General features: G+C 43.0%; 19 protein-coding genes. All 19 read left to right on the plus strand.

Features of this window, described 5'->3' with window-relative positions:
• The first annotated feature begins 17 nt into the window (after positions 1 to 17).
• The 19 genes from MHI48_RS08365 (at position 18) to MHI48_RS08455 (ending at position 12,884) form a co-directional block, all read left to right on the plus strand.
• Positions 18 to 779 carry an aminoglycoside adenylyltransferase domain-containing protein gene (locus MHI48_RS08365; protein ID WP_076327125.1) on the plus strand — a complete coding sequence of 254 codons (762 nt, stop codon included), beginning with the start codon at positions 18 to 20 and terminating at the stop codon, positions 777 to 779.
• Positions 780 to 783: 4 nt separating this feature from the next.
• Complete coding sequence (locus MHI48_RS08370; RefSeq protein WP_076327124.1) at positions 784 to 1,236, plus strand: GNAT family N-acetyltransferase; 453 nt, start codon at positions 784 to 786, stop codon at positions 1,234 to 1,236.
• 53 nt (positions 1,237 to 1,289) lie between these two features.
• Positions 1,290 to 2,129, plus strand: a complete 840-nt coding sequence (locus MHI48_RS08375) for a GNAT family N-acetyltransferase (RefSeq protein ID WP_076327123.1) — start codon at positions 1,290 to 1,292, stop codon at positions 2,127 to 2,129.
• 23 nt (positions 2,130 to 2,152) lie between these two features.
• On the plus strand, positions 2,153 to 2,743 hold the full coding sequence (locus MHI48_RS08380; protein ID WP_076327122.1) for an HD family hydrolase: 591 nt from the start codon (positions 2,153 to 2,155) through the stop codon (positions 2,741 to 2,743).
• 58 nt (positions 2,744 to 2,801) lie between these two features.
• Positions 2,802 to 3,245, plus strand: a complete 444-nt coding sequence (locus tag MHI48_RS08385) for an NUDIX domain-containing protein (RefSeq protein ID WP_390925994.1) — start codon at positions 2,802 to 2,804, stop codon at positions 3,243 to 3,245.
• Positions 3,246 to 3,262: 17 nt separating this feature from the next.
• Positions 3,263 to 3,592 (plus strand): HIT domain-containing protein, encoded by a 330-nt coding sequence (locus tag MHI48_RS08390; RefSeq protein ID WP_076327120.1) that lies wholly within the window; start codon positions 3,263 to 3,265, stop codon positions 3,590 to 3,592.
• A gap of 178 nt (positions 3,593 to 3,770) precedes the next feature.
• The gene (locus tag MHI48_RS08395; protein WP_165790066.1) at positions 3,771 to 3,914 is read left to right on the plus strand and encodes a hypothetical protein; all 144 of its coding nucleotides are present in this window, start codon (positions 3,771 to 3,773) and stop codon (positions 3,912 to 3,914) included.
• A gap of 108 nt (positions 3,915 to 4,022) precedes the next feature.
• A complete protein-coding gene (locus MHI48_RS08400) occupies positions 4,023 to 4,802 on the plus strand; it encodes a hypothetical protein (RefSeq protein ID WP_076327119.1) in 780 nt (259 codons plus the stop codon).
• A 137-nt stretch (positions 4,803 to 4,939) separates the two neighbouring features.
• Positions 4,940 to 5,614 carry a zinc dependent phospholipase C family protein gene (locus tag MHI48_RS08405; protein WP_405143683.1) on the plus strand — a complete coding sequence of 225 codons (675 nt, stop codon included), beginning with the start codon at positions 4,940 to 4,942 and terminating at the stop codon, positions 5,612 to 5,614.
• 104 nt (positions 5,615 to 5,718) lie between these two features.
• Positions 5,719 to 6,141 carry a hypothetical protein gene (locus MHI48_RS08410; protein ID WP_036669510.1) on the plus strand — a complete coding sequence of 141 codons (423 nt, stop codon included), beginning with the start codon at positions 5,719 to 5,721 and terminating at the stop codon, positions 6,139 to 6,141.
• Positions 6,142 to 6,168: 27 nt separating this feature from the next.
• Positions 6,169 to 6,747: a GNAT family N-acetyltransferase gene (locus MHI48_RS08415; RefSeq protein WP_076318244.1), complete on the plus strand. Its 579-nt coding sequence runs from the start codon at positions 6,169 to 6,171 to the stop codon at positions 6,745 to 6,747.
• Between the two features lie 297 nt (positions 6,748 to 7,044).
• Positions 7,045 to 7,542, plus strand: a complete 498-nt coding sequence (locus MHI48_RS08420) for a PH domain-containing protein (protein WP_036669512.1) — start codon at positions 7,045 to 7,047, stop codon at positions 7,540 to 7,542.
• Complete coding sequence (locus MHI48_RS08425) at positions 7,539 to 9,101, plus strand: PH domain-containing protein (RefSeq protein ID WP_036669514.1); 1,563 nt, start codon at positions 7,539 to 7,541, stop codon at positions 9,099 to 9,101. The genes MHI48_RS08420 and MHI48_RS08425 overlap by 4 nt, the downstream gene beginning before the upstream one ends.
• An 82-nt stretch (positions 9,102 to 9,183) precedes the next feature.
• A complete protein-coding gene (locus tag MHI48_RS08430; protein ID WP_036669516.1) occupies positions 9,184 to 9,960 on the plus strand; it encodes a Cof-type HAD-IIB family hydrolase in 777 nt (258 codons plus the stop codon).
• 109 nt (positions 9,961 to 10,069) lie between these two features.
• Positions 10,070 to 10,240, plus strand: coding sequence for a YHYH domain-containing protein (locus MHI48_RS08435; protein WP_094030640.1), 171 nt, complete (start codon positions 10,070 to 10,072; stop codon positions 10,238 to 10,240).
• 94 nt (positions 10,241 to 10,334) lie between these two features.
• Positions 10,335 to 10,796, plus strand: coding sequence for a GNAT family N-acetyltransferase (locus tag MHI48_RS08440; protein ID WP_036669518.1), 462 nt, complete (start codon positions 10,335 to 10,337; stop codon positions 10,794 to 10,796).
• Positions 10,783 to 11,445, plus strand: a complete 663-nt coding sequence (locus MHI48_RS08445) for an HAD family hydrolase (protein ID WP_036669520.1) — start codon at positions 10,783 to 10,785, stop codon at positions 11,443 to 11,445. Before MHI48_RS08440 ends, MHI48_RS08445 begins: the two co-directional genes overlap by 14 nt.
• 255 nt (positions 11,446 to 11,700) lie before the next feature.
• Positions 11,701 to 12,213, plus strand: a complete 513-nt coding sequence (locus tag MHI48_RS08450; RefSeq protein ID WP_051449653.1) for an NUDIX domain-containing protein — start codon at positions 11,701 to 11,703, stop codon at positions 12,211 to 12,213.
• Complete coding sequence (locus tag MHI48_RS08455; protein ID WP_051449654.1) at positions 12,213 to 12,884, plus strand: DUF3298 and DUF4163 domain-containing protein; 672 nt, start codon at positions 12,213 to 12,215, stop codon at positions 12,882 to 12,884. The genes MHI48_RS08450 and MHI48_RS08455 overlap by 1 nt, the downstream gene beginning before the upstream one ends.
• Positions 12,885 to 13,077 lie beyond the last annotated feature (193 nt).

The raw sequence follows: 13,077 nt of genomic DNA on the forward strand, positions 1-13,077 counted from the left end.
TAAAGGAGAGACTGTTATTGAATGAAAAGACTGTTTTAGATAGCGTTACTCGTGTCTTGAAAGAAGAATTAACGGATGCCTTGGTGGGAATATATTTACACGGTTCTATGGCCATGGGATGCTTTCATCCAAATCAGAGTGATATCGATATATTGGTTGTTAGCCGGGAAAAGCGGTCTGCTGACACCTATCGAAGGATAGCAAAAAAGCTAATGCATATTGAAGATGAGATGCACATTACGAAAGGTTTTGAACTCAGTATTGTACTGGAATCTACGATTGTAAGTATGGCATACCCTACTCCTTTCGAATTTCATTATTCTGCCTATCACCGGGAGAAATATCGAACGGATGAGCAATATCTCTGTGGTGGATATGAAGATCCGGATCTGGTAGCACATATGGCTGTCATCTATGATCGAGGTATTGTGCTGGATGGTAAACCCATTAAGGATATGTTCCAACCGGAAAATCGTGAACATATGATTGCCTCAATTACATCGGACGTGAGTTCAGCTATGGAAGAAATTGCGGACAACCCAGTCTACTATGTATTGAGTCTATCCCGGGTTCTTTTGTACGTGAAAGATTCAGTCATTCATTCCAAGCGAGAAGCAGGAGAATGGGCACTTACAAACCTTCCCACTAAATACAAGGAAGTCATCTCACAATGTCTTGCAAAGTACAATGGTGATTTGGAGAATGTGAATTTGAGTGAAGCCTTACTTCGGGAGTATGCGGAATATATGTTGAATCAGATCCAATTGAAGGGAGATTAACATTTTGCAAATTTTTGATATTCGGCAGAAGCCGGAGGTGCTGCAAGAAGCAGTACAGTATTTCTGGAAACAATGGGGCTCGGAATCAAGCTTCCATTTCTATCGGGATTGTATAGAGCGTTCTGTGGATACAGAGAGTGATGTACCAAGATTTTATGTGATGTTGGACGGAGACCGAATTATCGGTGGGTGCGCTTTGTTGCGAAGTGATCTGAATAGCAGGCAGGATCTTTTTCCCTGGTTTGCGTGTCTTCATGTTGATCCAGAATATCGGGGCCAGAATCTGGGTGGACAACTTCAGACCCATGCGATGAATGAGGTGAAAGCAAAAGGGTATGACAAGCTGTATTTGTGTACTGATCTGACTGATTATTATGAAAAAAATAACTGGGCCTATATCGGTAAAGGATATTTGCTTGATGATGAAGAGACAAGAATCTATGAATATAAGATTTAATAGAGGTTACACACGCTTTATGGCTTTGTCTTGAATTCGAGAGGAATGAACCTATGATTACCGAGATTAATAAACATGATTTCCACAAAGTAAAACATCTCACGGACTCGTGTAAGAATATTGAAGTCAAAGCGGTGGCGTATGGCTTGAACCCGGGACGGATCTATGTAGATGATGCAGAGAATATCACAGCAGCTCTAATTTGGGTACATGGACAATCTGGTTTTCAGTTGATCGGAGATTCTCGAAGTGAACCCTTTTTGAATGAATTGAAAGAGTACATGCGGGAACGTATTGAACCTGAATTATTAAACTTACATATTCATGCTGTTGAAATTGGTGTGGTGGACGAAGCCTGGGAAGATGTTCTTCGGCACATCTCCGGGAAAAGAGATATCTCCAGTGATATTCAGCATGTATTCAAGTTGAATCCAAATCTGATAAGTCAGCAAGCACCTCTCGACATATGTGCTTCACAGGACGAGAAAGTCAGAATTCTCAGGATAGATGAAGTACTATTAGGAGAGAGAAGATATAACAATTCTCAATTCTTGAAGGATAAAATCTCTTACTTCTGGACGACAATAGATGATTTTTTACAACATGGCTTTGGCTATATTGCAGTGCATAACGATGATATCGCGAGTGTTTGCTTTTCGGCATTTATCGAAGATCAGACACATGCGGTTGATATTGAAACGGTTGAAGTCTACAGAAGAAGGAATTATGGTGCGATGGTGGCAAAAGCTTTTGTGGAAGAATGCAGTCGTGTAGGTATACATCCGTATTGGGATTGTTCACCGGACAATGCAGGCTCAATTCGTCTGGCACAAGATGTGGGGATGTCACTCGATTTTAACTATAGAGTTTACTGGTATGATCTATCCACATAGATGGGTATGAAGGAGGATGTGCTGTGAGCGAATCATTACAGGATCAGATTCACTTTCTCATTGAGATTGATAAACTCAAAACGATTGAACGAAAGACGAGAATTATGCACGGTGAGAGACTTGAAAATGATGCGGAGCATTCTTGGCATCTGGCGATGATGGCCTTGGTTTTGCAGAGTCATGCCAACAAGGATGTGGATATCCTCAAAGTCATTAAGATGCTTCTCGTTCATGATCTGGTCGAGATTGATGCCGGAGATACGTTCGCTTATGATACGGTGGGACACACGGATAAATATAATCGTGAACTCAAAGCAGCTCATCGGCTGTTTGGTATATTGCCTAAGGAACAGGCGGAAGAACTACTCTACTTATGGTTAGAGTTTGAAGCAAAGCAGACGCCTGAAGCACAATTTGCCTCATCTCTGGATCGGTTGCAGCCTCTGATCCATAATCATCAGAATGAGGGAGATACGTGGCAGAAATATAACATTACCAGTGATCAGGTATTAAACAGAAACCGTGAGATTGCGAACGGTTCCGAAATATTGTGGGAGTATGCACAGCAGCTTATTCAGAAATCTGTGGATGAGGGAATCTTGACCAAATCATAAGGATACGTTTTAACGTATGCACTCTGAAGATGGGGGAGAAGCACGAATGGGGTATATCATGGAGCTAAGAAAACTGGTGGGCCCGCGTCCTCTAATTATGGCGGGCTCATGTGTACTCGTGTTCAACGAGGAAGGTCACCTGTTGCTACAAAAACGTACAGATAGCTTGGATTGGGGGACACTTGGGGGATCCATGGAACCCGGGGAGTCTTTGGAGGAAACAGCTGCGCGGGAATTGTATGAAGAGGCCGGACTGAGAGCGGAATCGTTCAAACTCATTAGCATTTTTTCAGGTGAGGACATGTACTATCAGTACCCACATGGTGATGAAGTTTACAACGTCATGGCTGTTTATGAAGCTTCAGGTATCAAGGGCAGCCCAACCATTTTGGATGATGAAGGGCTGGAACTCCGATATTTTGATCTGAATCAGCCGATCCCTGAGATCAATCCGTTTACGGAATATGTGTTGAAGAAGGCAGGATATATTAGAACTAACTAGTAAGAGGAGGGTATGTTATGACGCAGGACTTCTATTGTGATGAGGTGCTGAGTGGTAAAACGCAAGTCAAAGTTGTCATGGAAACAAATAACGTTATGGCTTATCACCATACCCGACCATACTACGAACACCATATCTTGGTGATTCCCAAGATTCATATTCAGTCCTTCATTTCAGAAGAGGAAGAGAATAATGATGAACTACTCTTAGAAATGATGCGTGTCATTAAAAAGATTGCCGCTGACTTGTTAGCTCAGACAGGCTCGTCGAAGATTATAACTAACTTGGGCAGTTATCAAGACTCGAAGCATCAGCATTGGCATATAGTCAGTGGTGAGCGAACTTAGGAAACTGTATACCGTATTACAAAACTTCCACCTTTCACATACGGATGTGGAAGTTTTTTCGTTTTGAACCAATACGAACACCGAATGACTTTTACATCCACCAGAAAAGTTAAATGAGGAAAAATATGCTAGAATAGGGAGTGGTATTTTAATAGGTTCATTAGGAGGAATAACAATTATGATTACGATATTTCTAATGTTGATTAATGTGTTGTTATACGGACTGGGTGTGTATGCACTGATCCTGTTTATTAAGCTGGCCCGGCGTGGGATTCAGGCACTGGATATCTACTTGTATGAGAAACGCGGAGAGCGGTTCTAACGTTCACCATCTCACACTCGAACAGAATTATCATTTTTCTCTCAGTGTTTTATCTTTCCTGATCTAGTATGATTAACGCATCAATCCAGTAAAGAGAGGGTTAATGACATGGATGCTTTTTTAGAGCAAATTAACGAGTTAAACGAGCTTCAGAAAGACTTGGTTAGCCTACATCCTTTGTTTGCAGAACATTATCCAGTGGTTGTAGCCTATGAAGCTTTATTATATATCTATGATTATTCGTCCAAAACGCAGCAATATGAGTGGGTGAAGACGGTACCGGACGATTTATATATTCCAGATGAATGCCTTGCTGCGATGCCGGTGCATCATATGAACGGACGAATGTGTGCGATTGTAACGGATACAGCGTTCAAAGATCTGGAGCAGAAAGTTTATCTGTTCCACGAATATGTTCATTGTTATGTATATGAGAAATATGATGAACGGATCGTCAACCGTCTTCAGATTAAGCATAAAATGGACCAACTGAAGCGTGTAACATGGGAACTGGATTATGAGTTTCCGTATGAAGATGAAGTCGTTGTGGAAGGGATTAACTCATTGTTGTCTGCTTTGAAGAGTAAAGACCTGACACAAGTACACACAGCTAGAAAGGCGTTATTTACTTCATTAAATGAAGAACAAGCCGAGTACTGGAGCTGGTTGGAGTGGAACGAAGGTTACGCGCGTTATATTGAGAATCTGATTCGAGCGAAATTTGGGCAGGAAAGTAATCATTTTGGAGATACTGCTCCGTTTAATCGTCTAGTATTCTATGAATGTGGATCGGAATACATTAGTCTACTTGTGAAGGAGCATCCGGAGTACCATACCGATCTGGAGCAGCTGTTTGACCGCATGCAAGTGGAGAGAATTCAGGCTTAATCACGCATCTACGGTGAAAAAAAGGTGGTACCTAGCGAATTCTCACTATTCCAGTGATCTGCGTTGCACCAGTAGGTTATATCGTTTCTTTTTACTAAGTATAGTAGAATACTTCCCGATAAAAGGAGATCAACTCTATGCCGTTACCTATGGTTCATCTCAATATTGCTAATCTGATTGCAGACTCGCTGCAAATGCAGGCTGATCGAGGTTCATTCTATCTGGGGAATATCGCCCCGGATTCCATACATATGCGCGAAGGTACAACTAGAGATGATAAGGAATACACCCATTTTAACCCGAAAGATGATGGAGATCACGTTGGTGAATTGAAGGATCTTTACTCATTCTATATGCAACAACTTACCGACGAAGGATGGAAGTGGTTTGTGCGAGGATACTTTATGCATGTGCTAACAGACTATTACTGGTTCCGTAGTGTGCATCCCGAATTCGTCGAACGGGTCAACAAGGTAGACCAACATACAGGCAGTAGCAGATCGAAGGATGAACTGGCGCGTTTATATTACCAGGAGACGGACCAGATCGATTTTAATCTCTATCAAGGTTCAAGTTGGAGCGAAGAGGTATGGCAGGTGCTCAACAGTTCACCGGGTTATGACATGACGGATCGGTTAACTGCCGATGAGATTGTACGCTGGCGGGACCACACGTTTTCTTTTCTTAATGGGGAAGAACCAGGAATTACTCCTGAGTTCATCACGGGTGAGAGAGTTCAGGTATTTGTGGAAGAGACCGTAGAGCGACTGATCGCTTTGTTGTTTTCATGGGACCCGGAGTTACGTAACTGAATATGACTACAGAAAGTTTAGTGCAATTGAGTTATTAGATACTGTATCTATTACTTCTCTGTTCATTACTTGTCTAATTAACACGAAGTCGGGAGGAACACAGTATGGTGAGATATGTAGGCGTGTTGCTCATAGTCGTCATTGCCACGTTCATTGCAGGGTGTAGCAAACCGAATGAATCGAACGCGGAAGAAGGGCTTCCTGTACTGATCACTTTAACGTGTAATCCCAACCTTGCCTTGGAACCATGCCAAGATGTTGTGTTTGATCGATCTGACGAGATTCGAATCATGATGGAGGCCATACATAAGGCAGAGCGTATGCCAGGTATTATTGATTATGGTACGCAGTACAAGATGAGCATAACAAATGCGGACAGCTCCATAACAAGGTATGATTTTTCACTAGGAATGGATCCCAAGATGCAAGGCTTGTTAGTAAACGAGGAAGACACGCATACTGGATATAGCATTCCTCTTGAGGATGCGAATCAACTAAGAAGACTGATTCAGCGACGTATAGATTAAGAAGGTATATGGAACGGAGAAGAACCTGTGGATGACAAAATCACCATTGAACCTTTGAAACAATCGGATGCAGATGGAGTGTATCAGGTGTTCGAGACAACCATTCCCGCAGCATTTGATCAGGAGGGAATAGGCTCGCTTCTGGATGATATTCAGGATGAAATAACACAGAAAAAAGCGATGATTCACAAGGCATTGCAAGCAAAGGACAACATCAAAGCAAGTGTGTTTTTCCTCGTCGCCAAAATGGGAGATGTTATTGTAGGCACAATCTCGTATGGACCGTGTGGTAAGGAGATTCGAGAATGTACAGAGGGCCGGCTGAACGGTATCGGAGAACTGGGTAGCCTGTATGTGGTGCCCGAGGTTCAAGGACAGGGGGTTGGTTCGGCGCTCATTTTTGCACTGGTTACTGAACTGCAACGGCTGGGAATTCAGCAATTTTGTCTGGATAGCGGTTACCAGATCGCACAGAAGAAGTGGCAACGCAAATTCGGTGAACCCTATGTGGTGGCGAACAACTATTGGGGCGAAGGAACAGATCATATGGTATGGCTGTGTGAAGTACAGGATTTTATAGAGGTTGTTCAAAAAGCCCGCTTTTGATTACGAAGGATGCCTAGTGGCATCATCAGCATCGAATATGGAATTCAGCCGAAATGTCCGTTGCTCACGTAGTTTTCCCTACGCTCCGCTACTCCATTTCTAGCTTCATCCCATCTTCTCGGTACTGAAAACCAGTCTTTTTGAACATGCACTAAAGTAAAATGAAATGAACAAAAGAGATGACGACCTGTATTGTATAGGGGTCATCTCTTTATCTTTTTGCATCGATCGTGGACGATTGTTCGTACATTGTATCATGTGTGTTTTTATGTACCCGAGGAAAAAAGGAGTGAACATATGTCAATCCAGTGGAATACACCCGAGCAACGGTTATCTCCTAATGCAGTAAACCTGTGGAGAATTAGCGCCATCATATGGAATGTAATAGGTTTCCTGATCCTTGCCGTACTGTTAATACTCGACTCCATCTATGGATGGAAGACGTGGATTGGTTGGGTTTTGTGGGGCGTTACGGCCATATCAGTGCTTTATGCGGTGTGGGATATTTTCATCCAGCCTTCATGGTTATACAAGCATTGGTTCTATGATGTGAATGAGGAGTTCCTGCAACTGAAGCGTGGGGCGCTAACCAAGGTACATCAGATCATCCCCATGGCGAAAGTGCAATCGGTTACAACAAATCAGGGACCTTTAATGCGAAAATATGGACTCTATTCCGTATCGGTTGGCACGATGGGTTCATCGCATGAAATCCCGGCATTGCCAGAGGAAGTCGCGCTTGCACTCCGTCATCAGATTGCGTCCTATGCGCGGATTAATGAGGTGGATGAATGATCGATATGAAGCGACATCATCCATTAACCATGCTGTGGAGCTTGTGGAAACGGGTAAAGAATTGGTTCGCTATCGTCCTTTTTTTGTTTGTTTTCCGTCAGGGCTCGGAGTCCCAATGGATATTCTATGGAAGAATCGCTTTTTATGTAGGTGTCTCCATTAGCATCCTGTCCATGATCCTGAAGTGGTTCACCTCGCGTTATGCAGCAGACGATACAGCCTTTCATATCTACAGTGGTGTGTTTAATCGTACCCGAAGAACGATACCTTATACGAAGGTCCAGAATGTGAATCGTCATACAACGCTGTTTCATCGTTTGTTCAGGGTGACGTCGATTCGATTCGAGACCGGAATTAAGGGAGAAGATGCTACCTTTCAGCTACACGTTGTTTCACTTTCCGAAGCGGAACAGCTGGAGAAAATTGTAGCAGGTCATATGGCTGAAGAAGCAGAAACAGCAGGAGCAACAGAGGAACATGATACGTTGGATGCAGTTCAGATTATGGAAGAGAGAGAGGCGCAATCCAAACCTTTTATAACTGATGAAGTCATGTCTCTACCTGCAAAAGAAAAACAGGAACGGGTTGTTCATTATCATTCCACCCGCAAGGACATATTCAAAGCATCCTTTACCTCGCTTAGTTTTCTCGTACTGATTCCGGTTCTGGCTACGCTCTATTCCTGGGTGAAGGACTTCTTCCCTGATGAAGAAGTAACGGAAAGTTTGTTATTAACCTGGCTTGATTCCTGGTGGATTGCCGGTTTGATGATTTTAGTTTTATTGATCATATCTATTGCTCTGGGCATAGTCAGAACCTTCGTAAAATATGGAAATTTCCAGATCACCTCGGATGCCAAACGGATCTATATCTCGAAGGGCATGATGGAGCAAACGTCATTTTCAATCTTGAAAGAGCGAGTCCAGGCCGTGAAAATTACACAGTCACCGATGAAAAGGCTGCTTGGATTAGCGGAAGTAGAACTGACCACTGCAGGTAGTCTGGGGGAATCCGAGCAGGAGGTGAACTCGCTCTATCCTTTCTTGCCTGTGAAGCAAGCCTATACCCTGATTGAGGAGATCCTGCCATCCTATCGGGTTACGCAGGAGATGGAAAAACTTCCACGAATATCACTATGGCTGCGCCTGCTCAAACCAAGCTGGGGGTGGATCATAATTACGGGTTTATTGTGGTATTTCAAACCATTGGTGTTTGGGCAGAAACATGCCTGGTGGATGATTTCCGCGATTCTGCTCGTGTGGATTGCAACATGCAGAGTGATGGACTTTTTCCATACCCGATACATTCTGCATCAGAATTTCATTCAACTTCGAACCGGTGCGCTCACGTCAACCCTCTTCATCTCCAAACGTGAGAAAGTCATCGAAGTGCAGATCACCCGTAATGTGTTACAGCGTTGGTTCGGTGTGGCTTCCATTCATACGGTAAACCGCGCCAAACCAGTACTGCATCATCGGGCACATGACATTTCCCTGGATACGGCGAAATCATTTCAATCATGGTACATGGGACGTACCCAAGATGTTCAGACCCGTTAATCACAAGAGCAAGTGCAGGAAGACCAAACAAGGTTATTCTGTGCTTGCTCTTTTTAATTGAAGACAGAGGAGGAAGTACATTTTGATTAAAGCTGTGTTCTTTGATGTGGACGGTACATTGCTGAGCGAAATAGATCGGAGTTTATCACCGCGTACTGCTGAGTCGATCCGGGAATTGATTCGTAAAGGCGTTCAAGTCGTACTCGTCACAGGCAGGCCCTATAATTTATGCGAAGAATTCAGAAATCTCGGAATCGATACAATCATTTCGGCTAATGGGGCATTGATCAAAGCAGGTGATGAAGTGATACATAAGTCTGTACTTTCAGCACAGATGGTTAGAGCATTTAGTGAGTTTGCCGAGTTGCATGGGCACAGTATTTCATATTTTACAGAGTCATTTGAGACGAACGGGTTGTGTACAACAGATGGTCGTGTTACTGACGCTTTAAGAGATACGCTTGGACTTATGGATTCCCCACAGAAAATCAGCACGTTGGAACAGGACGTATATTGCATTTGCTTATATGCGGATGAAGCGGAGACGGAGAAATTCCAGTCCAGATTTCCTTCCTTACGATTCGTGAGATTCCATCCGTATGTAGTGAATGTGCTGGAAGCGAGCGAAGTCAGCAAATCTATAGCCGCAGAGAAAGTTCTCGACTACCTGAAGATATCCAGAGAGGAAACAATGGCCTTTGGCGATGGGGAGAATGACGTGGATCTGCTAGTGTATGCGGGAATCGGAATTGCGATGGGAAATGGCGGAGAACGGATTAAACAAAGCGCTGATTATGTCACCCTGCGGGCAAGTGAAGATGGGGTCTTCCATGCATTGAAGCAATTTAAGGTTTTATGAGAATGGATCGGCTAAAAAGATGAAGGATATCCAAATTGTGGATTTTCATGTAGAATGATATAGCACGTATTAAGCCCTAAAGCATAGGGTGTTGATCGAAGGGTGACTTATGAAAAAGGTTGTTATCGTAATCCTGTCTCTTGTCGTACTTGTTGGTGTATCCTCTTCCGCTTATGCTCATCCAGGCAGACTGGATAAGAACGGTGGACATAACTGTTCAGCCAAATCCAAACAAAAGGGTCTGTGCACGGGTTATCACTATCACAAAAAGAAAAAATGAGAATGAGCTGTACAAGATAAACCTGGCCATCGTTCAATGTATGGTTGGGTTTGCATGTGTACCATTGATTTAAAATGATGGAGGCGGTTACACCATGCAGATACAGGAGATATCGGTATGGAATCATGACGATTTAGTGGCGATGCTGGTCGAAAGCTCCAGTGAGGGGTTTAGACATATCGAGCGATTAATCCATGAATATGAGACAGGAATCAATACATTCGAGCAAGAAGATGAAGCGCTTTTTGAATGCAGAGTGCACGATAAGGTGGTTGGGATCTGCGGTCTGAACAGAGATCCTTATTCTGAAGTGACTGATACCGGAAGAATTCGCAGGCTTTATGTGATGAGAGAATTTCGAAGACATGGGGTTGGGCGCAGGCTGATGGATGCGATTATTCATAAAGCGGAAAAACATTACGCTCGACTGGTTCTGTACACAGATCAACCGGTTGCTGGATCTTTTTATCACAACTTGGGATTTAGAGAAGTGACGAGTATGGAGAAGATAACTCATGTATTGGAATTGGGGGAGAAGAGTGATGGATCATATTAAAGCGGTTATTTTTGATTTGGACAATACAATTCTGAACAGAACGATGACCTTTGACGGCTTCACGCAGAGTTTGATTAAAACCTATTTTGGTCACCTTGAGTCAACCGAAGATATAAGCAAACGAATTATTGAACTCGACCAGGATGGTTATAAGGACAAACCCTTTCTGTTCAACGAGTTGTTGCATGAACTGCCCTGGGCAGAGCATCCGCCACATGCAGAACTGATGGAGTTCTATGGCAGAGAGTATGTGCGAAGTTCAGTTCTGATGGAACAGGCGCGAGAAGTCGTTCAGCATCTTCGGGGGAAATACCAAACCGGGTTAATTACCAATGGGCAGACCGATATTCAGTATGGGAAGATCGATCAACTCGGTATCCGGGATGATTACGACCATATTATTGTTTCAGAAGAGGCGGGAGTCAAAAAGCCCGATCCACGCATATTTCAGCTTGCGCTCGATCATTTCGGTCTAAGCCCAGAGCAATGCATCTACATTGGCGATCATCCGGTGAACGATATTGAGGGAGCGGCAAGCGTAGGCATGAGCACCATCTGGATGAAGGTCAACCAGCCGTGGCAGGACAGGATTACGACTAGTCCTTTACATACGATTGAGCATCTAAGTGAGCTGAAGAAATTGCTTTAGAAGACGGTTATATAAATTGAATATAACATTTACACAAAACGTAGAGGACAGAAATAACCTGAAGAAGCGGAGCGGTCGCCTTTATCCCCGGATTTACCCTTTAGGAAAGGAATCAAAAAATCTGGGGATAACAGCGATCGGAAGGTTGTTCTGTCATCGGAGTGGCTAGTGTAAATATTCTTTAGTTAAGTTTATATAGATAAAGATTACTATAAACAAAGTTTGGAAAGCGAGGAACATATGGAGATTAGACAGATGGCTACAGCGTTTTTGAGCAATGGCTCAGAGATGCTGATGATGAAGAAGGCGGGTAGCAGATTGTTTGAGTTTGAATTCTGGGGTGGCATTGGCGGACATCTGGAACAAGGGGAACTGAACGTACCCATGAGCGCCAGCTATCGGGAGATTGAAGAAGAGACCGGGTTCAAGCAAGAGGATGTCGAACACTTTCGGCTTCGATATATTCTGTTGGAAGTTAACGGTGGTGAGATTTGGCAGCAGTTTGTATATTTCGGAGAGACCACGCATCGACATTTTGTGCCCTCGGATGAAGGCGAGTTATTCTGGATACCACTGGATGAGGTGTTGGACTTACATTCGTCTATTCTGATCAAAGCAACGCTTAGGCACTATTTACAACACCCAGGAGCAGAGGACATCTGGATTGGAAACGTTCAGAGGGGAACAGACCTAAAGAACACTCCACAGGTAATATGGAACAGAATGCAGGAAACGATATCATTTGAGCCAAAGGGGGTTAATCGATAATGTTGAAATATAGAATGGAAAGAAAAAAATTGAGATGGATAAATTACCTGTTGATCACTGTACTGATTGCTATCATTCTTCCGAGTAGTCATGTAGAGGCAGGCAGCACGATTACAGTGAAAACGAAGGTCCAATATTATAAAGGACAGCCATACATACATCTAACAGGTGGAAATAAATCTGTGACGGATAAACTGAACAAGACATTTAAACTCCACGCAGTGAAAGCAGCTCGCCTGGACAAAGAAGAAAAGAAATCAAACAAAAAATATTTCTACATCACCATGGCCAGTGTAAAATACAATGCAAAAGAAAAGTTATCTGTGGTATATGAAGATCATGTGTACACTGGCGGAGCACATGGAATGGATGCAACAAAATCATATAACTATGACATAAGAACGGGGAAAGAACTGAAGCTAAGCGAGTATGTTAAAGACGATACTCAGATGGAGAAGGTAGAGAAATCAATCTCCAACAGTCTATTAGCCATGTATAATGCAGGAGTTTCTATTTTTGAAGAAAATATTTATGATTTTCAGCTTGATCAAACATCTGAATTCTTTTTATATGACAAAGGTATCGTCATCCGATTCCACCCTTATGAGGTTGCACCCTACGCTAAAGGGTTTGTAGATATCAAAGTCCCGTTCAGTAAATTCAACCAATAGATTGTTTGCAATAAAAGGCATGATCCAGTTCAATGAGGTCATGTCTTTTTCTATATATACAATCATTCAAAATACTCTAAATAATTTCAATAACTTCGGCTTCTATGTTTCTACATACCGTGTAAATAGCTCAACCCGATCCAAGATGCAGGGTTTGTTATGAAGCATATTGGAAACATGTTTCAGGCTGACC

It is taken from the genome of Paenibacillus sp. FSL H7-0942 (assembly GCF_045040715.1).
GTDB classification, from domain to species: Bacteria; Bacillota; Bacilli; order Paenibacillales; family Paenibacillaceae; genus Paenibacillus; species Paenibacillus amylolyticus.